This window comes from Candidatus Lokiarchaeota archaeon (genome assembly GCA_014730275.1).
In the GTDB taxonomy this organism is placed as follows: Archaea; Asgardarchaeota; Thorarchaeia; order Thorarchaeales; family Thorarchaeaceae; genus WJIL01.
The window spans coordinates 1-23,806 of sequence record WJIL01000096.1 but is presented as its reverse complement, the minus strand read 5'-3'; the positions used below and the strand labels follow the sequence as shown (position 1 = coordinate 23,806).

The 23,806-nt window shown below is 44.9% G+C and carries 25 protein-coding genes and 1 pseudogene; 11 read left to right on the top strand and 15 right to left on the bottom strand.

The features are described from left to right. The first annotated feature begins 7 nt into the window (after positions 1–7). Entirely contained in the window at positions 8–727 is a 720-nt protein-coding gene (locus GF309_10775) for a hypothetical protein (protein MBD3159261.1), read from the top strand. Positions 728–795: 68 nt separating this feature from the next. Here the strand turns inward: GF309_10775 and GF309_10770 are convergent, their stop codons facing one another. Beyond that, on the bottom strand, positions 796–1,413 hold the full coding sequence (locus tag GF309_10770) for a hypothetical protein (GenBank protein ID MBD3159260.1): 618 nt from the start codon (positions 1,411–1,413) through the stop codon (positions 796–798). Between the two features lie 215 nt (positions 1,414–1,628). On the opposite strand from GF309_10770, the gene GF309_10765 reads away from it, so the two are divergent. Together GF309_10765 and GF309_10760 are read left to right on the top strand one after the other, a co-directional pair. Further along, positions 1,629–2,336, top strand: a complete 708-nt coding sequence (locus tag GF309_10765; protein ID MBD3159259.1) for a hypothetical protein — start codon at positions 1,629–1,631, stop codon at positions 2,334–2,336. Then, on the top strand, positions 2,337–2,675 hold the full coding sequence (locus GF309_10760; GenBank protein MBD3159258.1) for a hypothetical protein: 339 nt from the start codon (positions 2,337–2,339) through the stop codon (positions 2,673–2,675). Here GF309_10760 and GF309_10755 read toward each other — a convergent pair. Together GF309_10755 and GF309_10750 are read right to left on the bottom strand one after the other, a co-directional pair. Next, on the bottom strand, positions 2,672–2,920 hold the full coding sequence (locus GF309_10755; protein ID MBD3159257.1) for a hypothetical protein: 249 nt from the start codon (positions 2,918–2,920) through the stop codon (positions 2,672–2,674). The genes GF309_10760 and GF309_10755 overlap by 4 nt on opposite strands. A 105-nt stretch (positions 2,921–3,025) precedes the next feature. After that, a complete protein-coding gene (locus tag GF309_10750) occupies positions 3,026–3,454 on the bottom strand; it encodes a hypothetical protein (protein ID MBD3159256.1) in 429 nt (142 codons plus the stop codon). 1,728 nt (positions 3,455–5,182) lie between these two features. Between GF309_10750 and GF309_10745 the strand changes: the two are divergent. Continuing rightward, positions 5,183–5,233, top strand: a pseudogene (locus tag GF309_10745) (hypothetical protein). Positions 5,234–5,536: 303 nt separating this feature from the next. Here GF309_10745 and GF309_10740 read toward each other — a convergent pair. The 3 genes from GF309_10740 to GF309_10730 all read right to left on the bottom strand — a co-directional run bounded on the left by GF309_10740 (position 5,537) and on the right by GF309_10730 (position 7,891). Next, on the bottom strand, positions 5,537–5,902 hold the full coding sequence (locus tag GF309_10740) for a hypothetical protein (GenBank protein ID MBD3159255.1): 366 nt from the start codon (positions 5,900–5,902) through the stop codon (positions 5,537–5,539). Between the two features lie 127 nt (positions 5,903–6,029). Then, positions 6,030–6,401 (bottom strand): hypothetical protein, encoded by a 372-nt coding sequence (locus GF309_10735; protein MBD3159254.1) that lies wholly within the window; start codon positions 6,399–6,401, stop codon positions 6,030–6,032. A 146-nt stretch (positions 6,402–6,547) separates the two neighbouring features. Continuing rightward, on the bottom strand, positions 6,548–7,891 hold the full coding sequence (locus GF309_10730) for a GTPase (protein MBD3159253.1): 1,344 nt from the start codon (positions 7,889–7,891) through the stop codon (positions 6,548–6,550). Between the two features lie 272 nt (positions 7,892–8,163). On the opposite strand from GF309_10730, the gene GF309_10725 reads away from it, so the two are divergent. Further along, positions 8,164–8,715, top strand: coding sequence for a hypothetical protein (locus GF309_10725; protein ID MBD3159252.1), 552 nt, complete (start codon positions 8,164–8,166; stop codon positions 8,713–8,715). On the opposite strand, the gene GF309_10720 is transcribed toward GF309_10725, so the two are convergent. Next, positions 8,712–9,095: a hypothetical protein gene (locus GF309_10720; protein MBD3159251.1), complete on the bottom strand. Its 384-nt coding sequence runs from the start codon at positions 9,093–9,095 to the stop codon at positions 8,712–8,714. The genes GF309_10725 and GF309_10720 overlap by 4 nt on opposite strands. 137 nt (positions 9,096–9,232) lie before the next feature. Then, positions 9,233–10,612 (bottom strand): hypothetical protein, encoded by a 1,380-nt coding sequence (locus tag GF309_10715; GenBank protein MBD3159250.1) that lies wholly within the window; start codon positions 10,610–10,612, stop codon positions 9,233–9,235. A 241-nt stretch (positions 10,613–10,853) separates the two neighbouring features. Here GF309_10715 and GF309_10710 point away from each other — a divergent pair, with 241 nt between their 5' ends. Next, positions 10,854–11,699, top strand: coding sequence for a CPBP family intramembrane metalloprotease (locus tag GF309_10710; GenBank protein MBD3159249.1), 846 nt, complete (start codon positions 10,854–10,856; stop codon positions 11,697–11,699). A gap of 1 nt (position 11,700) precedes the next feature. Here GF309_10710 and GF309_10705 read toward each other — a convergent pair whose 3' ends face one another. From GF309_10705 to GF309_10675, 7 genes are all read right to left on the bottom strand, one after another. Then, complete coding sequence (locus tag GF309_10705) at positions 11,701–12,408, bottom strand: hypothetical protein (GenBank protein MBD3159248.1); 708 nt, start codon at positions 12,406–12,408, stop codon at positions 11,701–11,703. Positions 12,409–12,434: 26 nt separating this feature from the next. Continuing rightward, complete coding sequence (locus GF309_10700; GenBank protein MBD3159247.1) at positions 12,435–13,250, bottom strand: slipin family protein; 816 nt, start codon at positions 13,248–13,250, stop codon at positions 12,435–12,437. A 100-nt stretch (positions 13,251–13,350) separates the two neighbouring features. Beyond that, a complete protein-coding gene (locus GF309_10695) occupies positions 13,351–14,109 on the bottom strand; it encodes a hypothetical protein (protein MBD3159246.1) in 759 nt (252 codons plus the stop codon). Between the two features lie 143 nt (positions 14,110–14,252). Then, positions 14,253–15,167, bottom strand: coding sequence for a DUF92 domain-containing protein (locus tag GF309_10690; GenBank protein ID MBD3159245.1), 915 nt, complete (start codon positions 15,165–15,167; stop codon positions 14,253–14,255). 247 nt (positions 15,168–15,414) lie between these two features. Continuing rightward, positions 15,415–15,852, bottom strand: coding sequence for a hypothetical protein (locus tag GF309_10685; protein ID MBD3159244.1), 438 nt, complete (start codon positions 15,850–15,852; stop codon positions 15,415–15,417). An 81-nt stretch (positions 15,853–15,933) separates the two neighbouring features. Then, positions 15,934–16,980 (bottom strand): ATP-binding cassette domain-containing protein, encoded by a 1,047-nt coding sequence (locus GF309_10680; GenBank protein ID MBD3159243.1) that lies wholly within the window; start codon positions 16,978–16,980, stop codon positions 15,934–15,936. Positions 16,981–16,993: 13 nt separating this feature from the next. After that, the gene (locus GF309_10675) at positions 16,994–17,983 is read right to left on the bottom strand and encodes an ATP-binding cassette domain-containing protein (protein ID MBD3159242.1); all 990 of its coding nucleotides are present in this window, start codon (positions 17,981–17,983) and stop codon (positions 16,994–16,996) included. A gap of 306 nt (positions 17,984–18,289) precedes the next feature. Between GF309_10675 and GF309_10670 the strand changes: the two genes are divergently transcribed. From GF309_10670 to GF309_10650, 5 genes are all read left to right on the top strand, one after another. After that, on the top strand, positions 18,290–18,619 hold the full coding sequence (locus tag GF309_10670; GenBank protein MBD3159241.1) for a hypothetical protein: 330 nt from the start codon (positions 18,290–18,292) through the stop codon (positions 18,617–18,619). Positions 18,620–18,888: 269 nt separating this feature from the next. Continuing rightward, positions 18,889–20,406, top strand: a complete 1,518-nt coding sequence (locus GF309_10665; GenBank protein ID MBD3159240.1) for an ABC transporter permease subunit — start codon at positions 18,889–18,891, stop codon at positions 20,404–20,406. A gap of 208 nt (positions 20,407–20,614) precedes the next feature. Further along, complete coding sequence (locus GF309_10660) at positions 20,615–21,664, top strand: ABC transporter permease subunit (protein MBD3159239.1); 1,050 nt, start codon at positions 20,615–20,617, stop codon at positions 21,662–21,664. A 350-nt stretch (positions 21,665–22,014) separates the two neighbouring features. Beyond that, entirely contained in the window at positions 22,015–23,064 is a 1,050-nt protein-coding gene (locus GF309_10655; GenBank protein ID MBD3159238.1) for an ABC transporter permease subunit, read from the top strand. A gap of 207 nt (positions 23,065–23,271) precedes the next feature. Beyond that, the coding region (locus GF309_10650) for a hypothetical protein (GenBank protein MBD3159237.1) at positions 23,272–23,806 on the top strand (535 nt) is incomplete at its 3' end.

Below are 23,806 nucleotides of genomic sequence, written 5' to 3'. Positions count from 1 at the left end.
CAATACATTGCTGCAGACTATTGACATGATTATACGCGAAGTACATGTGGGCCTTTGGTTCCTCGTCGTCGGCTATTACTTCTTCGTCTTTATCTTTCTAGCCGCCTTCCGATACCGCCACAGCAGGAATCCATTTCAGCTGGCAATGGCGCTTTTCTTTCTCTTGCTTGCATTAGGCAGATGTTTTTATTTTGTAGGTGATTTCTACGCAGATCCGACTTCTTTGTATGGTGGTTTGCCTGACCTTGGTTTGAATCCGTTTCTTCCGGAGCTTTCACCGTGGATTAGTGTTGGTGCTTTCTTCCAGTGGATGGCTTTAGCAATACTTTCAGCAACCGCAGGCTTCATGATTTTCGGTCAGAGATGGGCGGAGGCTCTGTTTGCTATCCCCGCTGTCATCATCGGTTTTGTGCTGGCATTTTATCCTTTGACACCTATACAGAGATTCCTGCTCTCTGGTGCGGCCGGAGGAATATACGCGCTTTTCATCCCACTTCTTTTCTGGTACCTTGCCTGGGTCTCTGGGGGTATGCTTCGCAAGTCCAATTTCTTGCTTGGGTTGGGATTCATGGTCCTGTTTGCGGGAAGGGTGGTACATGCAGGACGACATTTCCTGATGGATGTGATTTTCGGATCCTATACCATCCCTGGCGTACTGGCACCTGGGCTGATTGTCATAGGCCTGATTCTCATTGCGACAGGTAATGAATGGGGTCAAGCACAGTAATCGATAATTCCTAACAAAGCAGAACACGTTATGTAGTAATAACGGTGTTAGGTGCAGGCGCTAGATGTTTATTCTCCGCCTATTTCCACCCACTTGAGCATATCCATGTCTTCGAGCTTATGCAGACTCTTTTGTACTTCTTTCAATTTGACCCCAAGCTGATCTGCTATAGCTCTGGGGGTCAGGTTTCCTTCACACATCGAGGCCACATCGTATGTGGCCTGTTCCATTTGTCCCAGTCTGACCAACATAGGCGAAACTCTTCCATCAAGAACTGGCACCATGACCTTCTTCTCTGAAGCCTTTCCTCTCTCGGTTATTTCATCTATAGTTTCAGTGAAATCTTGAAATGGTTCTAAGTTACCATCCCAACCCTCAAGCACATCGGAGTACTTGTTTACAAAGGCATTGTTGATGTCTGCAAGTAGCGCCATGGCGGCATTTCCGTCATCGGTTTTATCAATAGCAGCGGCAACCATTATGTTGTTCCTCAAGGATAGGCATATGTCGAAATTGGCAAAATCAATTACATGTACACGGTTTCCTGAGCTTAGTTCTTCTCCAAACTGTATCAGAGCAGTAAGAAATCCGCTGATTAAGTTGGGATCCATTTCTGCAGTGCCGTATTTACGATCCAGCACGCAGAGGCCGCTGTCAGCCACCAAGACATACACAGCTTGCATCATGTCAGTTTATCTCCAGTTGCCTGTGTCTGAATAGGATTATTCTCTTGGCTATATATCACTTGCCCGGATAGGTTTACGCCATATATTATATGCTAAGATACGAATTTGTAGACGATTCTCTCTATATTCGAGGATGCGAGCGACTATCACTGGCCTGCTTTCTAGGGCTATTCGCCCGAAGATAGCCTTTTTACCTCCGATTCTAAACACCTGTTCTGGTGTATTTCTTGGATACCGCAAAGGATGCACGGATTCTGGTGCTCGAAGACGCACTGAGACGTCTACAGAACATATTCTCCAAGAGACTCTTGCGTTTTCAAGTGGATTACAAACGCCTCCTTGAGTTATATGATCAGGCTAAGGAGGCCTATTATGGAATAAAATACTCGTATCACGAACCTGAGGAAATCAAATCCAGTCAGTCCTTGGAAGCACTAGTTTCTGCCATTAGGCAATTCGAGGATATTTATAGAACGGCCGTAGAGGAGCGTGCTTTCAAACCGGAAAACACAAGTCAAAAAAGACTGATAGCTGAAACAGAATATGCCTTCAGGACGATTTTTGGTTTTCGCAATCGTCTTCGCTATCCATCTGATCCTGCATTTGCAATTGACATTCTATGTGTGGAAATAACGAAAATTTCCAGAGTAGAAGAATCTGATACTCTTACTGCATGTCGATGTAGTGATGGTGGTCGCATTTGGGAGGTCCTTACCAATATTGTTTCTATGGATTCGGGATTGAAGATGGCCATTGGAGTACTACCCCCAACAGAATTAATGAATCGCGTAAGTGAAGCCATGTTTCTTCATAAATCACCGTTTTCGGAAGATACACCTTTAGGAAGACTGGAGAATCCACCTGATGAGGTTCTTGACCAAGCACGAGCTCAAGTACTCAATATTACAAAGAAGGTGAAGTGATTGCATCTACGGGAGATTCAACAGGTTTTGAGGAAGTTCCATACAGAGCGCGGTTGGGATAAATTCCCAGCATCTTTGGTTATCACGCATCTTCTGGAGGAGCTTGGGGAACTATCTGATTACATACTCGTTGAGGAAGGCTACAAGGCAACAGGCCTTGGCCATGATGAACCTGACAAGAATGAGATTAGCCGTGAATTCGCTCAGGTTCTGTCATTATTTGTTCAGCTCGCCAATCATTTTGATATTGATTTGGAGAATTCCTTTTCTGCAGAATTTGAAATCATGAGAGAAAGATTCCCTGCAGATGCGTGGAGTGAGTATATGGAGCGTCTCTAGTCAGTATCTGTTATTGATTCGATGCCGAAGGCTACAACAACTCTGATTACATCTTCGATATTCCTCACCGAATTGTTGACATAACTATTAACTTCCTCTTGGTCTTCTGCCTTCAAAATGAGAAGTACATCGTATTCTCCTGTTGTTAGCCATGCCTCTGAAACGATGTTGTCCCTCGCCAATTCGGTAATCAGTTCCTCGTCAGAACCGGGAGTTACTGACATACTGACAAAAGCTGTTATCAAATGTGTTCCTCCATTCTTCAAACATTTAATTGTGCGCTTACCTTTTATTTATGGACTTTGTGAAAGCGCGTCAGCTCTCCAGGTATGCAGATTCTCCTTAGGGAACTACATCTTGCGTCGAGCTTCGAGTGCCTTCTTAGTCATATCTTCAAGATCTTTTGTAATTTCAAGCAGGCTTCTAGCTTTCTTGTGTACAACTTGTATGTTCTTTTCCTGAGCCCATTGAGCCAAACCTGTAACGAGCGGTCCAAAGGCACTCCTGGCTGATTCAATGGTTCCAACAGCTTTGCCCAGAAGTTCCACACTTTTGTCCTTATGGACTCCTGCTTCTGCTACTCTAAGCCAGACTAGGGCGTGAATCATATACAGGGAGTCCAGCATGAGAGTCGGCGACTTTGGATTTTCCTGCACCTTTGAAATCAGCTTGTCGTGCCTTTCCTCGTAGACTTCCTTGAATAGCTTGAACGCCTTCTTATCATTACCCTGATCCAGCTGAATTATCGCGTTCTGTAACTTTTCATCGCTCGTGGACAATGATTAATCGCCCCTGTGAATGCTTATGGTTAGATATTTTCCACACCTATTATGAGTTTCTGTATTATAGTGCGGATGCAATGTGAGATTTGCCTGCCATTTCTCTTTGCTTTCAGACTCCTTATACACGCAATTCCTCCTAAAGTAAACCTACCTTCTAACAAGTAGGCAGAGTTCTTATATTATTCGTGTTCATCATGATGATTGTGAAAGATACATTCAAAATACCATATGCACAATTATGCAAAAATGAATAAATGCTTGCACGTAATCTTTATTTTCACTAAATAAATCAACCCTCAACCTTGACGAAAAAACTTTCGGAGCTTGTCGAACAATGACACGCAGTACGTTCACATTTGAAGAATTAAAGAAAACGGATCATAAGGAAATTCAGCGAATGCAGGAAAAGAAATTCAAAGCTTTCATTCGCTATCAAGTTTGGCCTAACCATCCCTATTATCGCAGGATGTTCAAGGAACATGATGTAGATCCATGGGATATAACTTGCATCGATGACTGGGCCAAATATCAACTGCCACTAGTTAGAAAACGGGAATACAAAGACAATCTCCGTTCCTTTGTACTGAATCCGTCGGAAGTCGATGGCGAGGAACGTGAACCTTCTGAAATAGTGCGCAATCTGATGGACTACTACAAGGCTGCAGGCTATGATGACAAATACAAGGCTTTGAGAAATAATGGAATTCGGGTTAAGCTCCACATAGGAAAGGATGACGCTGAAGAAAGAATCAAAGAACATCTAACAGAAACGTATGCACCCCTGCAGTTTTGGTTGAGTTCAGGTAGATCATCCGGGTTGCCCTCCCCTGTGTTCCTGACTCGGCATGACAATGAACTTCTCCAGAAGAATTGTGTCAAGGTCGGTCAAATGGCGGTTGATCCCTGGATAGATAGTGGGTGGGAGCTCGTGAGTATGAATCTGTTTCCTTATGCTCCTCATCTTGGTTGGCACGCTGTGAATAGAGGACTGAAGCAGATGTCTAAGTTTTATCTGGCGACAAGTGCTGGAGGGGCCATCCCGAGTCAAAAACTGGTAGAAATGGCAAAGGTCTTCAAAGCCAATGGTTTTGCTGGAATGCCTAGCTATCTCCGAAATCGTTTCTTCAAGGCTATGGAGGAATCGGATTATACTGCCCCAGAGAAAGTTGTAATTCTTTTGGCGGGAGAGAAAATCTACCGCCCCGTAGTTGAAGACATGATTCGCATCTTGAAAGAGAAGGGTGCGAAGGAGGTACGGGTTGTTGGAGGTTATGCTTCTTCAGAAACCAAGATTTCGTTCGCTGTGCAATGCGGTTTAGATGGCCCGTATCACAATGTTTCTCCTTTGATGTTAGCTTTCAGGTACACTGCTTTCAACGATGACGGTACCTATGATTTTGTCAGTGAAGGCGAACCAGGACATGTGACACTGTTTCATCTTGACGGCACAGGTACTGTTGTCGAGGGATTCTTGCTGGGTGATGTTGCTTCTGAACATGAACGAGGACAATGTCCACACTGTGGATTCGATGGGCCATTCTTCTGGGACATTGGTAGAGAGAATGATGCTCGGGCACAACTTGACATAATGGGCCTGAGTGAGAAGAAAGTGAAAGGAGCAACTGTGAACCTTACCGCTTTGCGAAGTGACCTGTTGTCCCTTCCTCAAGTTGATGAGGTTCAGGTGGAAGTTGCCAAAGAAGATATGGATGATCCTTACAGCATGGATGTTCTCAATCTCTACGTGGCACCAAAGGAAAAAGAACAGGTCAATGAACAGGCTTTGATATCCGAGATACAGACTGTCACGAAGAACTCAACAGAAGTCACCCCTCGTGTGTTTGTGCTTGCCTTTGAGGAATTGATGGAGAAAGCTGGCGGGATGAAATTCATGGAAGTACAAGATGTACGACCAAAGCCGGCTTGAACCCTCTTGAGAAAGATTTCTCCTGTTTTAGGGAAAAAGCAGCTCTCTACACAATGAGTATGATTGTCTAGCAGTACTTGCTACTGTTGGGAATAAGAGAAAAAAGTGAGACCGGGCTTTTCGCCCGGTATAAACCTATTCAAGTGCTTGGCCTATTTGAACCGCTTCTTGATGTCTTCTTGCTGAAGATAAACCACAATTATAATTGGGATAATCAGCCCAAACCAGTTTATAGGTGGAATAATGTTGAGCACTATGCTAATTATGTTCACTATAATTGCTACTTTCCAAGCCCATGATTTCATGTTCCAAAGGCCATAGCCAACATAGAACGAAATGAAACCAAAGAGCAACATAATCCCGCCTAGAATTGCTAGGAACGGTGAGAACGCTCCCAGAGCTATCATTCCCACACCTGCAACGAGTACAAATATTGCACCGAGTATCTGTAGAATTGCCAGTATCGCTATTCCAAGTGGGCGTTCCTGGCCTCCAACAGATACCTGCTGATCTGCCATCGGTATCTCTGACATAGTTTGTTACCTCATCCAATTTACTAAGACTGATAGAATTCTCCTCTAAAAGTGTATCGTGCCTAGGTTGTTCTTTCTTATCATTTTGGCAAGATACTCTCTTGTGCCATGACTAGCTGAAGCGACGTTTAACATGTCCCTGATTCAAGTATATGACAATGATGATTGGAAGAATGAGTCCCGGCCAAACCATCGTAACCAAATAGAGGACTATACTGATGCCGTTCACAACCATTGCCCATTTCCATGCCCATGATTGCATACTCCATAGACCATAGCCAACATAACAGGTTATGAGCCCCATAATGATGAGACCAATGCCAATTAAGCCATAGAAGCTGTATGCGACTGCGAAAATTAATCCACCCATGCCCAGAACAACGAATCCACCAATTATCTGTAAAACTGATAGAATCATCACTCCAAGTGGGCGTTCTTCGTCATCACTTGCGATTTCTGTATCAGCGAGCGGAATTTCAGTCATTATGATGATGCCCTCAAACTTTATTGTGCTGTGAAAATCTTTTGTTAAAAGGATGTTTGTCCAGACTGATTGAAAGATACAAAAGAAAAAGATAGAAGGAACAAGAGGACAGGATTTCCCTGCCCCCATGTCTGCTGGGCCGTACTCTACTTAATGCCTTGCTCTTTGACGAATTCCCCGAGTATGTCTTCGAGGTCCGGCTTGCCTATTTCTTGAAGATCATACTTGACCCGTGTGTTAGGCTTACCGATGTCAATGAGTCTCGCTAGGTCGATAGGTGTACCTACGACAACAGCGTCAACATCAGCCTTTTCGATAGTCTTCTGTAGTTCCTTCATCTGTTCCTCGCCATAACCCATTGCTGGCAGGACGTTCTCAAGATGAGTGTACTTCTCGAAAGTATCTTGGATACTCCCGACTGCAAATGGTCTTGGATCGACTATCTCTGCTCCGAATCTCTGGGCTGCTACATAACCTGCACCGTAAGGCATGTTGCCGTGTGTGACTGTGGGGCCGTCTTCCACGACGATGACTCTTTTACCCTTGATTTTGTCAGGCTCTTCAACAGATATTGGTGATGCAGCCTCGATTATCGTGGCTTCAGGGTTCACTTCTCTGATATTCTTTCTAACCGTCTGAACATCGTCATAGTCTGCAGTCTCGACCTTGTTAATGATAACAACATCAGCCATCTGGAGGTTGGTTTCTCCTGGGTAGTAAGAGATTTCATGGCCTGCTCTGTGTGGGTCTGTTAGGACGATGAGCAGGTCAGGTTTGTAGAACGGAAAGTCGTTGTTGCCACCATCCCAGGTAATGACATCTGGATCTTCATCCTCTGCCTGCCGAATGATTTTCTCATAGTCAACACCTGCATAAAGAGTGACGCCCATATTGATCATTGGTTCGTATTCTTCTCGCTCTTCAATCGTACACCGATACTTGTCCATGTCCTCGAGCTTCTCATATCTCTGGGCAATCTGCATGGTCAAATCAGGATCGTATGGCATGGGGTGACGGATGTTGATAGGAGTCAATCCCATATCTACGAATATCTGATTAACCCGTCGCGACGTCTGACTCTTGCCACATCCAGTTCTAACAGCACAAACTGCTACCACTGGCTTCTCACTCTCATACATTGTGAGATCTGGGCCCATGAAACGTATATCTGGACCAAGAGAATTTACCCAAGCAATCTTGTGACCTACATAATCGTACGAAAGATCACTGTATGATAGAATACATTGATCAACATCGAATTTCTCAACCAGCTCAGGCAACTTCTCTTCCGGATAAATCTCAATGCCATCAGGGTATAAATCGCCTGAAAGCTCGGGCGGGTATTTCCTATCTCCAATTCCAGGAATCTGCTGTGCAGTGAAAGCGACTACTTCATAATTTGTGTTGCCTCTAAAGTGGCTATTGAAATTATGAAAATCGCGTCCAGCCGCACCCATAATGATTACTTTGATTTTTTCTTTTTCACTCATTGGAACCACCATAAAACGGGTGTGGAAAACTTCACTTGTTAGAAGTTCGGGCTACCATTAATAATCTTCGATACAGCAAAGACTGGTTTTTTGAGGTATTTACAGGATCACCTTTCGATTTTTTGAAAGAGTAGCTAACTACTGCTTTTATCGAACAAGCATTTACAGGCTCGAAAAATCGGAATAACAATACAAACCATTAAATATGCGGCTGGGAGATAATACGAGAGATATTGCTTAGGTAATACTCTGTCCGCGCTTGGGGTGGATATGTGAAACTAGTGGAAATCGCTGAACGCAGCATTGACGTGATAAAAGACGAAGGCGAAGATGGTATACGTAGTGATCGTCTTGCTGAACGGTTGGAGACTCCAAAGAGGAGAATATATGATGTTCTTGCTATTTTGAAAGCGATGGGCAAAGTTGAAACCAATCGTCGTTTTGATGGAACTACGATAACTTGGGTTGATGAATCAGAGCGGTACGTTGCAAAGGAGAAATTTGATGCAACAAAAGAGGAACTGGAGAACGTAGTAGCGCAAAAGAAAGAGCTTCAAGTTGAGGTTGCTCAGCTTAAACAACAGCTTCGTATTGCAAAATCTAAGATCCGAAGGGATACTGAGATTCAGCAGGCTCAAAACCGTATAGAATTCGATACCACACAGCTCAGAGTTAGGCCCCTATCGAATAGTGGGTTCAAGGCTGTAAAGGACTCTGGGATGGAAGTTGTGATTGAATGCAAAGAATCTGGGCTTGTTGTAGATCCTACGGAGAAAGAGGTTGACCAAAACGAAGCAATTCTTCGAAATATCCAACGGCTTTAGGAAGGAACTCTCAGTATAACTTGGCTTCCCCTTCTAACATCCTTCAGTTTATCTAATGTCTCGTGGTTGCTTGCTTCAATGCTACCGATGATGTTTACCTTACTGAATGTCTTAGAATCCTTCAGGTAGATTACTAGCGAATCCCCCAAGGGCATATACGCGATATCTCCTCTGTTTACCTCCTTTGTGGGTTTTACGTTACCTTTCCCAATCTCTAGACTGATTCGCATCTCCCCTCGCATCATTGCGGCTCTGGTTTGGATTGGCAACCTCGCTACAATTTCTTCTGTGATTAGCGGCGCTTTCACCCTATCAATTACGCCATTGAGGATTGTCCCGTTTTCAAACTCGATAGCAATTTGGGTTTCGCTTTCGTTCATTTATAACGTCAACTCGCTCATTCCACTAACGTGTTCGAAAACACTCAGTTTCACTCGGGGAGTATGACATATAGACCTAAAATAGTATTGTTCCGCTGCACTTCTCTCATTTCATGTAATCCGGTTTCTTCTATGATTCATAGTGCCTGCGTAAGACTTCTAATTGTCTCAAGATCCATCTCCTCTATTTGCTCATCAGGAATATCTGAAAGCATTTCAGGTGGGATAAGTGCTAGTAGCTGCCCCTTCTCCTTTCCGTACTTTTCGGTCAATTCCTTAAGCCGAGAATCGCCTTCTTGTTCCTCTGCTGGAGTTTTTTCCTCCACAGTGGCTTCGGTTGGTTCTTCAGTGATCCCCGAGGTTGAAAGTGCAATGGCCTCCAATTCATCAATTGAAAGATTCTCCAGCTCCTCAGGTGCCATGGCATCTAGGACTTCTTCAGGGATACGGTCAAGCAGTTCTTCTCGTTTATCCTTCTTCCGAACTTTCTTCACTTTTCTAACGCGTCGGACTTTCTTCTTCCTTGGAGGTGGAAGCATTGATTTCGAGGCTGAAATCATATCTTTAGCGCTTTCTTCACTTATGCCATTGACTTTCTCGGATAGTTCCTTTGGATCTGCTTGGGCAAGTGCCTCAACCGAATCATATCCTGCATCTCGGATGCTGGCGCTGAGCTTTGGTCCAACACCTTGAATATCGTCAAGGCTTGGCTTTGCTTCGCTTTCCAGTTCTTCTTCTGGAGGTGTATCTGGTTTAAGAGAGTCAACCAACTCTCTAGCGGTTTCAGGTGTAAGCCTTCTCAAGTCCTCGATAGGCAGTGATTCTCGCACATCAGGTGGTAGTTCGTCGATTATCTTTGCGACTTCTTTGGGTATACCTTCTCTTGTCTCTGCCGGTGCAAGGCCTTTGGCTTCAATCTCTGCTTCAACATCAGAGACTCCTTCCAAAATAATCGGTTTTCCTTCAAGTTCGTCAACAAATGAGCTCAAATCAATCTCGACGTCGAAATCTTCCTCTCGCAATCTGAAGTAGTCGTCGATTGCCTGAGAGGTAAGTTCAATCTCCCTTAGAAACATCCTGATTTCTTCTTCACTCATGTTTGGGAAATCAGACAACATCGTATCTACTTTCTCTTCGTCAACTCGAGCCCAAATTGGACCATGAATCAATTTCGAAAGGCCTTTTGCACAGTGAGAACGAACCCACGTGCTGGAATCCTTTAACCCTTCAAGCATATCAGGAATGGTCCGGGGCTGATGATACCAGGCTAGAACCTGAGCTGCTGCTATTCTGACATCCTCATTCTCATCATCAAGAAGCTTCTTGGCTTCTTCTACTATATAGGGATCAGTCAGTTCGATAGCTGCAAGTAATGCCCGTTCCCTCACGATTTCAGATGAATCTTCGAATGCGCGCAAAAGATCCTTTCTGACAGAAGCATCTTCACGTGCTTGCCTTCCGACTTCTTCAATCTTGAATTCTAGTAGAAGGCTTCTTGTATTCAAGGTTCCTCTCACCTCGGGCTTTCAACAGCAATCCGCAACTCCTTATTGTGGTCTTATGGCTCGGCCTTATGTTTGTATCGGACCTTTATGACTATATTCTGTGTGTTATTGAGTTGTATGTTCATCATGGTTCCAACGATTCCTGATAAAGGTAGTTCTTGTACGCTCAGCTTTTGTGGGCTATCACTCCAGTAGGAACAGCTTTGGAAAACAGATTTAGCATAGCCTTGCATTCTTGTCATCGGGTCTCGCTTTGAAACGAAATGTACTACGGAGAATTCTACACGTCGTCCTGTTCATTGTTATCATGTACCTTCTTATAGAACTGCCAAATGCCGCTAAACGGTTTATTGCTGAACCCGATATTGGTTTGATGGTTGCATCGCTGCTTTCCTTACTTGTTTATCCCTTGATGTACGCCGCGGTTATTATTTTCTTGCGATGGGAGGGTAATACATCCATAGCTGAGCTGGGTGGCGACATTCATGAGCACACTGTTCTTGATTTGATAATTGGTCTTGTCGCGGGAATTGCAGGCTCAGGTATGGTAGTCTTTCTGGCTCTTGTATTTGATGGTCAATTGAGGCCAATAGCAGAAATCACGCCAGGTCTGGTACTTGGAAATGCTATCGTTACAGTACTGGTTTCCTATGTAGAAGAACTCGCATATCGTGGCTACCTATTGACACGTTCTTCCAAGCTTGTTTTGGGGAAACCATTTGGAATCATCTTGAGTTCAATTGTCTTTTCTCTGCTTCATTACAGCTGGTGGGTTCCACTAGGTGTTGTTCCCTTGCATCTTATCTTGTTGTTTAGCTTCAATCTGTTTCTTGGCGGCATTGTGCTGAGTCTCATGTATTTCCTCTCTGGAAGAAAATTATGGGCTCCTATTGGGTTTCATTTTGCATGGAATATTATTGCCTATGTTGCATTCCCAGTTTTCCCAACGGAGCCGGTCGAAAACCCCGCATTGTTTCAGATCGAATGGGGTATTACCACTATTCCGGCATTTCTAGTCGGTTTAGCTGTCGCGTGGTTATTGTTGAATTTCAAACAGAAAAAAGATGAAACAGGCGGGATAAACCCGCCTCTGGATTGAACTACTCTATAGGTTCTGGGGTTGGCCTTGAAACGTCTTCAGCCTTTGAAACTATCATAGTCAGTCCCATGACACCCCGGACCACTACTTCTTCGCCTTCCTCTATGGCAGGACCACGAGTTTTCGCCCACCAGATTTCAGCACCGCTTTTGACCTTGCCCTCAGGATCTATATCCGTGATTGCTGTGGCCATTTTTGGTCCAGTATACTCGACTTCAGGCCAGTCTTCGTATCCACGGAGGAACACGAAGTAGAGTGCCATCAGCCCAAGTATTGTGCCTGCCATAATATAAACCGTGGTTCGGTAGGATGGGTCGGCGAGCATAGACAGGAAGATGGCAACACCAAAAATCGGGAAAAGCTTCAGTGTTACTTTCGCATCTATGAACCCACCTTCGATGAAACCCCCACCACCAGTGAACATGGCAAACATCAGGTACATGATCGCTCCAATGACAACGAGCGTCCACAAACTGAAATCGTAACCCGGAGTGAGCAGAACTTGGAAGACGAACAGGATGATTGTAAGTGGCACTACTACCTGTGCCATGGCCTTCCCAGTGGCCGGTTCTAGGGACAGTATCAAAAGCGTCAACAAAACGCCCAGCAAGATAAGTCCCAGAAACGGATCATAGAACATGTAGTTGATGACCACACTCAGTGCTGAAAAGAGAATCAGCACGATGAAAATCTTTATCCAGGCTTCCATTGTATTCTCTCACCTTTACCTCGCTTCTACTCCACGGTACCCTTGTCCTTTGGCACCTTCAACCCACCCGTCCCAGCTTGCATCGCAACCGATGTCGCTGCAGCTGTTCCCACTTCAGGAATGTTTGTCGGGACCATGATGATGAGGTTAGCGTTCTTACTTATTTCCTGCATGATATTCCACGTGCGGAGGACAAAGCCATATTTGGAATCGCGGTATACTTCAGCAGCTTCTTCCATGGCCTTGGACGCTTCGAGTTCAGCCTGAGCCAGAGTCTTCCTGGCACGGCGTTCTCTCTCGGCCTGAGCTTCTCTGCTCATGGCGTCCTGCAGCTGTGAGGGTATAACGACGTCCCTGATTTCAATAGCGGAGGTTTTGACACCCCAGTGTTCGGTTTTCTCATCGATTAACTCCTGTAAGTGTGATGCGATAGCATCCCTCTCTGATAGCAGTTCATCTAGGGTGACTTTACCAGTAGTTTCTCTGAGTGTTGTCTGTGCTGCGAGTTCAACAGCTACAGTGTACCGCTCGACGCTGAGAATGGCTTTCTCGACATCGATGACCCGGAAATACATGACCGCGTCAACTACGACGGGTACGTTGTCCTTGGTCAAAGATCGTTCAGTTTTGAACGCATAGGTCTGCAGACGAAGTGAGACCTTCATGGCAACCTTGTCAATGAACGGAGTGACCCAGATAACACCTGGACCCCGAATATGCCTGAACTTCCCAAGCCGAAGAACGGCCACACGTTCCCACTCCTTGAGCACTTTGATGCCGCTAGCTACGAACATCAAGAGAAAGAATACTCCGACTATGAGTGTTAACGTAAGAAAAAACATGTTAATTGCTTGCAATATGTTTCGTACTCCTTTTGTTTGAATTCGCTGAAAAACAGCTCCTCCGAGCAATTACTGTAGATTTGTGTATAAGAACCTTCGTTCAAACAGCCTCTGCATCTGGGCTTTCTGGGAGCGGAATATCTCCGTGTGAAATAGCAACTGTAAGGAGAACAAGGATGAATCCAATGATGATGGACGCTAGGATTCTTTCGATTGGATACACAAAGACTGTGGCCAAGTATGAGGCTGCAAGAGCGTTTGCCTCAAAGCCAAGAACGTAGAAGAAGTAGTATTGAGACATAGTAGCTCCAATTAGGTGGTCTGCCATCAATGCGAAGAAGCCAGTTAACCACACAAAGACAGATGATGTTGGTTCAGGGCTTTTGTCAGATGCCTGAAGGAGCTTATCCAAGCGTCGTTTCACGATGGGTATCAATAATGAAAACGACAAAAGCGCAGCAATAAGATGCAACCAGAGATACGGTATTGTAATGAGACCTATCGGACCAGCTAGATAAACAACTATGCCAAGAAGAAATACAGGCGGTATAACACGATACCTCTTGAAACGGATGCATCCTGATACGAGGGCGCTTGTCATGGGTGCAAAAACTGGGATTATTGGTCCCAGAATTCCACCGATGTTGAAGAAAACGGTACCGAGAATCGACCCGATTGCAACGGAGATGAGTCCATAGAACGGACCGAGCAGAAAGCCTACAATTAGTGCAGAGATAAGCCCCCATGAAATGAAGCCGCCACCCATTCCCAGGAGATAAAGAGGAACCATAGATAGAACAAGATGAAAAGATGCGAAAATACCTGTGAGCGCCCATTCGTAGGTTTTCGTGTCTGCCATTGGGTAGTCCTTCTAGTATCCATCACTGGTGATGACGTACTACCGTCTTAGGCGTGTATCCCCGTTAAGCTTTGTGCAAACTGTGATTGATTAATTCCACAAAACAGGCCTCGATGTCTATACTATCGTGGAGCTGATGCCACCTAGTTACTCGAAGAAGCCAGAATCCAGAAGAAGAGTCCACCAAGGATCCATATGAACAGTCCAGCGCCGAGTACGATGCCAAGTGTTGCACCCATACCTGATGAGCCGAGGTTGACATGAACATTGGTGAACTGTTTGTGCCCTCCGATGTGCTTGGTCTCATAATCGCAGTGGAACTCCCGGTCGGTTATTGCGCCGCATATTTCACAAACGTACTTGTCTTGTACAACGGCTCCAATGAAGCTATCGAGATTACACCCGATGAAGGCAGTAAGGATTGAAAGTGGGATAATCATAACCAGTTCGAAGGTACCTGCAATCGGTACTGAACCTGGAGTGATGAAGGCAAAAAGAGCAACTATGATACCAATGGCTAGACCGGATAAAGCTGCTACCGCCTCTCCAAGCAGAGAGACAGCTCCGATTGTTCCACTGGGAACCTTACGTCTCAGATTTGTAATAAGTCTCGGCTTGCGCTTACTGAAAACGCCTATTTCGCTCGCGAGTGTATCGGCTGAAGTTGTCCCAACAGCACCTACAAACCCGCCAAGCATCCAATAGGGATTAACTCCAAAAAGAGGTGAAAGGTACATGCCGATTGAGAAGAACATTGGAATGATACCGCTTGCTAGGACATTCCTGTAAGACCGTTTCCCTTTCGATTCTTGAGCGACTCCTTTCTCGGCTTTTGCCTTATACTTAAACTTGGTTGCCAGGCCAGCGCTGATAAAGAAGAACAGTAGTATGCTGAAAGCAGCCGGACCTCCTGTATACCATACAGTGAATCCAACAACGAAAGCACTGATTAATCCTGATACGTCAACAAAACCCAACTTGTAACTCAGTAGACCAATCAAGCCCATGAGTAATAGACCCGAGACTACTGGGTGTGTTGCGAGTTCATATGCAAACATCCATTTCCACGTCCATGCATCGATGATGCGTATTCATTGCTGTTCTTGTGACAACCAAGCGTGAGCAGTTCTATCAGCATATATCATTTCATAGTAAGATGCTTCTTGTTACTAAAAAGCCCCGGTGATTATCCTTATTATAGCTTTGGCATTGATAAAGTGAATCGTCGAATCCTCTTTCGGTAAATTACCAATATTCGAATGGGTTTTGCGCAAAAGCAGTGGGTTTTCTGATACCATAAGGCTACTAGGAACCACTAACCTGTCCAAAGACCTTGCGTATTTTCTTACTCATCTCATCAAGTTTGTACCAGACGCTTTCTCGACTTCGTCGATTTGCAAGTTTGTCCACGAGAAGATCATAATCATACTCTACAATATCCTTGAGCAAGACTAGTGCTTCATCATCATCGAAGTGACTGGAATTCACAATTCCTTCTTGAAAGCGTTTTGAAAGTGGACGGAGAGCCTTCTCTCCAGCGTCAACTTCTATGAGGGCCTTCCTGTAGATTTCCTTTGGATCCTTCATGGCATAGCCGCCAACAAGGGGTGTTACGCTGGCGCCAAGTGACCCTCTCCCAATCTCATCAAGGATATCCATTGCCTCTTGAAAATGACCATAACTGTCAGAAAGACATTTCTTGATGGCTCGGAGAATGGTTTCTCGATTCAAATTATCTGACACTGACAAAACTCTCCCTCCACCCCTCGCTACCACGGATAGCTCGATTGGTTTCTGCTGTCAGTTGATTGCGGGGTTGCTTATCTACCAAAGATCTCCTGCAAAGTGGCAGGCGACGTAGTGGTCCTCGCCCATTTCTCTCTCTTCAGGAACCTCTTTCGTGCAGATTTCTTCAGCATAAGGACATCTTGGATGGAATCTGCATCCCGAGGGAACATTGATTGGGCTTGGTGGTTCTCCCTTGAGAGATTCTACTCGCTTCTTGACTGTTGGATCTCCTGTTGGAACTGCAGAAATGAGCGCCTTGGTGTATGGATGCATTGGCTCAAAGGCAACATCATGAGCAGGTCCTATCTCCATAATTTTTCCGAGATACATGATTGCAATCCTATCAGCGATGTATGTTGCAACAGCAAGGTCGTGGGTGATAAACAGGTATGTCAGGCCCATTTCCTCTCTGAGATTCAGTAACAGATTGAGAATCTCTGCACGAATAGACACGTCAAGCATTGATACTGGTTCGTCTGCAACCATGAAATCTGGATGCAGAATAAGTGCTCTTGCAACTGAGACACGCTGACGCTGTCCTCCCGAAAGCTCGTGTGGGAACCTGTCAATGAAGTCTGTAGCGGGAGTCATGGCTACGCTTTCAAGAGCGTCCAGTACTCGCTGCCTCTTTTGACTAGGTGTTAGAGGCAAATTATGTACTTCAAGTGGTTCCTTTACTATGCCATACACATTTTGCTTTGGGTTAAGGCTCTCGTATGGATCTTGGAACGTAATTTGCATTCTCTTGCGTAGTTCCTTCATTTCGTTCCGATCGAGACCAGAGAGTCTTTGACCCGCGTAGATGATTTCACCGTCAGTGGGTTCGTCAAGATGGAGTATCGTTCTACCCGCAGTGGTTTTTCCACAGCCGGACTCTCCTGCAAGAACAAGGACTTCTCCTTTTTTGATGTCAAAAGTGACACCATCTACAGCTTTGACGTAGAGCTCTTGCTTATAGAGTAGTGAGGAAAGAAAGCCTGTGTTGACAGGGAACCATTTTTTCATATTGCGGATTTGAATCAATGGTTCACCTTTCTTTATTTCGTCGGTTTCCAATTGTGTTTCTACTTGTTCAATAGACATTATTCAGCCCTCCTTATTCTAGATCCAGTTTCAGTTCACCTTTGAGCTGCTCAGCGAAGTGACAATGCACAAATCTACCTGGTTCTATTTCATCGAAACCAGGTTCTTCTCGTGTGCATATATCCTGAGCATATGGACAACGCGGGTGGAACCTACAACCAGTTGGTGGATTAACAAGGTCTGGTGGAATTCCGGGAATTGAAGTAAGCTTCTTCCTTTCCGCTTTGACCATGCTTGGAATGGCTCCAACCAAGCCGGTTGTGTATGGATGAATAGGATCCTTGTAAACGGACACAACATCTGCTAGCTCCGCTATTCTCCCCGCGTACATGATTGCTGTTTTGTCACAAGTTTCTGCAATGACGCTGAGGTCGTGAGTGATAAGGATGAGTGAGAGACCAAGGTCCTTTTGCAGTTTCTGCATGAGCTTCAGAATTTGGGCTTGGATTGTAACGTCGAGAGCAGTTGTCGGCTCGTCAGCGATAACTAAGTCGGGGTTACACGCTAACGCCATAGCAATCATCGCTCTCTGCCTCATCCCTCCCGAAAATTCGTGTGGATAGTTATGGATTCTGCCAGGATCAAGGCCAACCATTTCAAAGAGCTTAGCACACCGATCAAGGGCTTCTTCCTCAGTCACGTTTTCGTGCATTAGAATTGCTTCGGCTATCTGCTCACCAATCTCGAACACTGGATTGAGGGCATTCATGGCTCCTTGGAATACAATTGCTACATTCTTCCAACGGATATCCCTCATTTCTCGTGCCGACTTTCTGAGTAAATCAGTACCCTTGAAGTATACATTTCCTCCGACGATATTGGCTGCTGGCGGAAGAAGTTGCATAATGGAATATGCTAGGCTGCTCTTACCACAGCCGCTTTCTCCTGCAAGTCCCAAGGACTCGCCAGAATCTAATTCCATCGAAACATTGTCAACGGCTTTTACCAAGCCAGTTTGAGTCTGGTAATACATGCGCAGGTTACGAACGTCAAGTAAGGTCATTTTGTCGCACTCCGGCGGAACATCCCTATGCGTATCGATTGGGGGGACCTTGGTATTTTCTTAAATACCTTCTTCTTGAAGCATAGAGTGTAATCAACACTTCGACCCAAAGTTCGTGCTTTACTTATTCTTTATGGTTCGAAGATTTTTTGACTGCTTTCGCATTTTCCTTTGCCAGCAACCAAGGAAGGAGGAATCTATTCCTTACTCAAAACACAATTCTAAATTCCCAAAACTGGAAAAGAGATGCTTCAGGGCGTTAGCCGAAAATCGTAAAAGGCTAGAAACGAACAGCAAATACCAGAGATGAAGATACGATCTTTTCCGAAGTCAAGAGAGGAACCACGCAAGCGGATTCTGCTAATTCCTGTAATTTTGATACTAGCGGGGTTCCTTTTTGCGAATCTTCACCCTGCTCTCAGATTCATTGGCATCATCCTCGCCTTTACTGGAACATTGACTATATTCTTGGTCGGTATGGTCTTTGCAGACCTTTGGGCCTCCTCAAGAAGAACGAAGGATATTATCAAGGCACGAGAGGAACGAGAGAAAAAAATTGCTGAGGAAGAGTTGGATGACCCCTTTGTTGAACTCGTAGGAGACGAGAGCAGGAATTCGGAGGAAGAGGAATTCTAGCCTATACCCTTCAACATAATCTGATGGCGTAGGCAATCTAGGTTTTTTCTACATCCTGCAAATAGATTCTACGTAGACAGAATCTTTTTTTAGGGCACACTCCCCGCGATTGTTCGTGAGTATCATTACCAGTCAGGTACACTGAGCAACTCGAGTGTTTGAATTAGTATGGTATCGAGTTTCTTTGTTGCGCCTGAACAAAGGAGGTCACAATTATTTCAGAAAAAAACAAAGCCAGTTGGAAGGATTCAGGCTGGTATGTCTCGTTTATGGGTTTCTGGAAAGAGTTCCGGCGACACAAAATAGGATTCGTCGGCATCGTTATTCTGTTGTTCTATGTTGGTATGGCGGTTTTCGCGCCCGCACTCGCTACACATGATCCGAAGACTAACAACAAGGTAGCACCAACTTTCAGAGCTCCTTCATGGGTATCTGTATTTGACCCTGAAGGTGTAGTAACAGATGAGTATATGCCAGATCAATATCTGTACGAGGAGCCAGCATTTACTGTGGAAGGAACCAATACCGATGAGTTTTCGTATGATCATCGAGCCGCTTCGGGTGCCAATAAATCTAAGGTCGAAATGATATGGGAACATACGCCTGGAAATATGAGTTGGCCTGAGCCTCTACCCCGGAATACAGAAAATGGACCTGCGTGTAACGACTATGTCTATTTCACTCAGAGCTTGGATTGGCCATTTGAGAATCTGCCCGGTGATGTCAACATGACATTTGACTACGCCACTGAACTTTCGGGAGATTTTGCGAGTCAAGAAGAGGGTGGATTGATGTTCAAAGTCTTTCTCTATCTGGTAGATAGTTCTGATAACTGGTGGCGAGTCTACGAATCCTATCCCCCATACAACCCAAATCTCCAGAGCAGGAGAATCGACTTGAGCTACTGGGATGTTCTTGAAGGCTGGGAAGGGATGGTTGAGGAAGACGGCAGCCAAGAGGACCCAAATGATGAATTGAAAGTTGCCTGTGTTCTTTCACCAAGCGAAAAATTCCTGTCATATGGTGGTATGTCACCTCAGGAGGATTGGACTGGTGCTGTTAACGTCACAGTTACGAGGCTTAGTATGCAAGTATATGGTGACTACTTCGGAATCTTGGGATCTACTGACAAGGGTGCAGACGCATGGAGCCAGCTCGTTTTCGGTTCCCGAGTCTCTCTAATTGTTGGTGTTATGGCCACGGCGCTTTCTACTGCTGTTGGTGTGATAGTGGGTCTTACTGCAGGGTATTTCGGTGGGAAAGTTGATGAGGCGTTGATGAGAGTTGTCGACTTCTTGCTGGTGATTCCGAGTCTACCTTTGATGATGGTTCTTGCAGCTTTCCTCGGTAGAAGCGTGGAGAATATCATTGTTGTAATTGCAATACTCGGGTGGACCGGAACATCTCGGCTGATTCGCTCTCAGGTTCTGGCGGAGAAGAACAAAGCATATGTTGAATCCGCCCGTGCTATTGGTGCGTCCGACACGTACATTATGTTCCGCCACATCCTACCGAACGTCACCCCGATTCTCTTTGCGAATATTACACTTGGTGTAGTTGGAGCTATCCTGTCTGAGTCTGGGCTTGCTTTCCTTGGTCTTACCGATCCCCAACTTCCCAGCTGGGGTCGTATGCTTGCAGATGCCCAAGCTTCAGGAGCTTTCGCAAATGGCGCTTGGTGGCTTGTGATATTCCCTGGTGTGACCATTACTACCCTGTCCTTGGCATTCACTTTCGTTGGTCACACACTGGATCAGATACTCAATCCAAAATTGAGAGAACGATAGTATCAGGAGAATGGCACAGGTCCATCTTTTGGATCGTGCCATTTCTTCGCTTCTTTTTTTTTGCACCTAATTTCTGGGAAACTGATTTTCAATACGATATCTTAGCGTACAACGCCAGCTTTATTACCGTCAGTATGTCTCTCCATAATTGAATGCTCTACCTAGCAATGCTAGGTATGGCAAATCAACAATTCAAGGAGAACTAGAAATGGGATTGCGTGAATACGTTATAAGACGGGCCATTTACATGTTCCTGCTTGTAGTTGCCGTTGTTTGTTTCAACTTCTTCCTATTCAGACTTCCAACTTTGGTTCTGAACGTGAGCCCGGTAGACCTCATGATAAGCGACGAGTTACGACGCAACCTTACACAGAAAGCGCTTGAAGAGTTGTATATGCGATTTGGCCTAGTTCCAGATCCGGACATCTTTGACTGGATTTACATGTTCTGGCGATATCTCGTCAATATGTTTACAGGGAATTTCGGCATTTCGTTCGTCACACAGACGAAAGTGATGAAGGAGATTATGGCGAGACTTCCAAATACACTTCTCTTGATGGGTACAGCTTCAATCGTCTCCATTGTATTGGGCATTTGGACAGGAGTAAGAGTCGCTTCTGATCCTGGTTCCAAGAAGGACGTTGGCGCAGTAACTGTGGCGTTGTTCATATACTCGTTACCAATTTTCTGGTTTGGTATGATGCTGCTCATGATATTTGCCTACTATTTGCCCAACATGACGGGTGGACTAATCGAATTTCCGTTGAAAGGAACGATTGACTACGCCGTTTGGGTGGCTGCAAAGGAGAGCCCCTTTGGAGCTCTTATGGTTGCAGCGGATATTTTACGACACCTTATTTTACCTGTTATTGCGTTGGGTGTTGGCGGCTATGGTGGATACTTCCTCTACATGCGGAACAATCTAATCGATGTCATGACAGAGGACTATATCCTGACAGCGCGTGCTAAGGGTCTGAATGAGAATCAAGTTCTATACAAGCATGGCCTCAAGAATGCCATGTTACCGATGGTTACCATCATCGCCATGACATTTGGTTTCCTCATCAATGGAGCTACTTTGACGGAAACGGTGTTCAATTGGTATGGGCTGGGACGGTATATCTACAGCAGCTTAATCATCTTGGACTATCCTGTTGTACAGGCCATTTTCATGATCATCGCTATCACGGCGATTCTGGCCAACTTCGTTGCAGACCTACTCTATGGTGTACTAGACCCGAGAATCAAGTATACGTAGTTGATAAATGGATGAGGAGAATGCCTCGGATACCGAGGCGCTCCTATTTTTCTTTTTTTTGATTGTCTTTTCTTAGATTTCTTCAAATACTAACCAGCTCACACAGAACTCATTTCGATCAATTTGTGAATTTGGGAATACAACCAAAATTCGAGACTGATTTTGGAAATGATAATTATTGGCTAAGTTTCCTTTCTTATCCCACAAATTCAATGATTTGATGATATAAGTTCTTTAAACTCAGCAGCGGACAACTTGAGGCTTATTATAATCAATAAACAACTCATTAATTGGTTAGCTTAGCCGCTGATATCGGATGCAGCTAATCAATATTCGAACGAGGTTTAGAAATGGGATTGCGTGAATATGTTATTAGACGGATTATTTACATGCTTCTGCTTATAGTTGTCATTGTTTGTTTCAATTTTTTCCTATTCAGACTTCCAACGTTGGTTCTGAATGTAAGCCCCGTGGATCTTATGATAAACGAGGATCTACGGCGCAACCTTACGCAAGGGGCTCTTGAAGAGTTATACATGAGATTCGGCCTTGTTCCTGATCCTGACATTTTTGATTGGATCTATATGTTCTGGCGGTATCTCGTTAACATGTTTACGGGCGACTTCGGCATTTCTTTTGTCACTCAGAAGCCAGTGATTGACGAGATCATGGCGAGACTTCCGAATACCCTACTCTTGATGGGTACAGCATCGATTGTCTCCATCACCCTTGGAATCTGGACAGGCGTCAAGGTGGCTGCAAATCCAGGCTCGAAGAAGGATATTAGCGCAGTAACTTCTGCATTGTTGCTTTCTTCGCTGCCTATCTTCTGGTTTGGAATGATGCTGATTATGGTATTCTCCTATTACTTGCCAAATATGACCGGTGGATTAGTCGAATTTCCGTTGAAGGGATCAATTGACTATAATGTCTGGGTGGCTGCAAAGGAGAGTCCATTTGGGGCCCTAATGGTCGCAGCCGATATCCTTCGCCATCTGATACTACCTGTTATTGCATTAGGAGTTGGCGGCTATGGCGGCTATTTCCTTTACATGCGGAACAACCTGATTGATGTGATGACAGAGGACTACATATTGACTGCTCATGCCAAAGGTTTGAATGAAAACCAAGTTCTGTACAAACATGGGCTCAAAAATGCTATGTTGCCAATGGTTACGGTCATAGCCATGACCTTTGGTTTTCTCATCAATGGAGCCACCTTGACAGAAACTGTGTTCAATTGGTACGGACTGGGTAGTTATATCTACAAGAGCTTGGTTATTCTGGACTATCCTGTTGTACAGGCCATTTTCATGATTATCGCTATCACAGCCATTCTAGCAAATTTCATTGCAGACTTACTCTATGGTGTACTAGATCCCCGAATCAAATACAGTTAAGCGATGTAACCAGTATGAGGATGCTCATAGCATTAGGGCATACCTCATCTTTCTCTTGATATCCCATTCATTATTCCAGTAACGGCATATGTCGAGCTGCAGCACGGCATTTTTCTTTGTGTGTCAACTCCCAACATAACCCTTTTATTGCATATTGACTAGCCACAACTATCCGATTCGACTCGGAAAAGGAGATAGAGAGATATAATGTTTAGCAGTCGTTCAAAGAGAATACTCGCTGTTCTCTTGGTTACTGCGTTCACATTTATGGCCGTCTCACCATTGTTCACGCAAGCACAATACGTGGACGATATCAAGACTGGCCCCTATGTAGACAAGGTCGTCTACGATGTGATTTCGCAGGAAGACCAGGCTGTTCTCGCTCTGCAAGATGGTGAAATCGACTTGATCGGTGACATGGTCGACCCAAGCTTTTTGCAGGAACTTGAAGAGGCAGACAACATCGAGACAGCGGATAATCTCAGAAACGGATACGGGTATGTAACCATCAACTGCAGAGATGATGCGTATCCACAGAACCTGACCGTGTTCAGAAGGGCTCTTGCTTTCGCAGTAGACAAGCAAGCCATTTCTGACGACGTTTGGGATGGTCTGTCCTATCCACAGGACAGCTGTGTACCGCAAGTTAACCCATTCTCTGTTGAAGATGAGTTGACATACCACTACTACGAGGCCAACGTCGAACTTGGTAATCAGATGCTTGACGATGCCGGGTTTGAAG

Coding starts and splice junctions, on each gene's coding strand:
- GF309_10770 (MBD3159260.1), bottom strand. CDS start 1,413: ATGATGCAAGCTGTGTATGTCTTGGTGGCTGACAGCGGCCTCTGCGTG.
- GF309_10740 (MBD3159255.1), bottom strand. CDS start 5,902: ATGGCAGATCAGCAGGTATCTGTTGGAGGCCAGGAACGCCCACTTGGA.
- GF309_10735 (MBD3159254.1), bottom strand. CDS start 6,401: ATGACTGAAATTCCGCTCGCTGATACAGAAATCGCAAGTGATGACGAA.
- GF309_10730 (MBD3159253.1), bottom strand. CDS start 7,891: ATGAGTGAAAAAGAAAAAATCAAAGTAATCATTATGGGTGCGGCTGGA.
- GF309_10720 (MBD3159251.1), bottom strand. CDS start 9,095: ATGAACGAAAGCGAAACCCAAATTGCTATCGAGTTTGAAAACGGGACA.
- GF309_10705 (MBD3159248.1), bottom strand. CDS start 12,408: ATGGAAGCCTGGATAAAGATTTTCATCGTGCTGATTCTCTTTTCAGCA.
- GF309_10700 (MBD3159247.1), bottom strand. CDS start 13,250: ATGTTTTTTCTTACGTTAACACTCATAGTCGGAGTATTCTTTCTCTTG.
- GF309_10695 (MBD3159246.1), bottom strand. CDS start 14,109: ATGGCAGACACGAAAACCTACGAATGGGCGCTCACAGGTATTTTCGCA.
- GF309_10690 (MBD3159245.1), bottom strand. CDS start 15,167: ATGTTTGCATATGAACTCGCAACACACCCAGTAGTCTCGGGTCTATTA.
- GF309_10680 (MBD3159243.1), bottom strand. CDS start 16,980: ATGTCTATTGAACAAGTAGAAACACAATTGGAAACCGACGAAATAAAG.
- GF309_10675 (MBD3159242.1), bottom strand. CDS start 17,983: ATGACCTTACTTGACGTTCGTAACCTGCGCATGTATTACCAGACTCAA.
- GF309_10670 (MBD3159241.1), top strand. CDS start 18,290: ATGAAGATACGATCTTTTCCGAAGTCAAGAGAGGAACCACGCAAGCGG.
- GF309_10665 (MBD3159240.1), top strand. CDS start 18,889: ATGGGTTTCTGGAAAGAGTTCCGGCGACACAAAATAGGATTCGTCGGC.
- GF309_10660 (MBD3159239.1), top strand. CDS start 20,615: ATGGGATTGCGTGAATACGTTATAAGACGGGCCATTTACATGTTCCTG.
- GF309_10655 (MBD3159238.1), top strand. CDS start 22,015: ATGGGATTGCGTGAATATGTTATTAGACGGATTATTTACATGCTTCTG.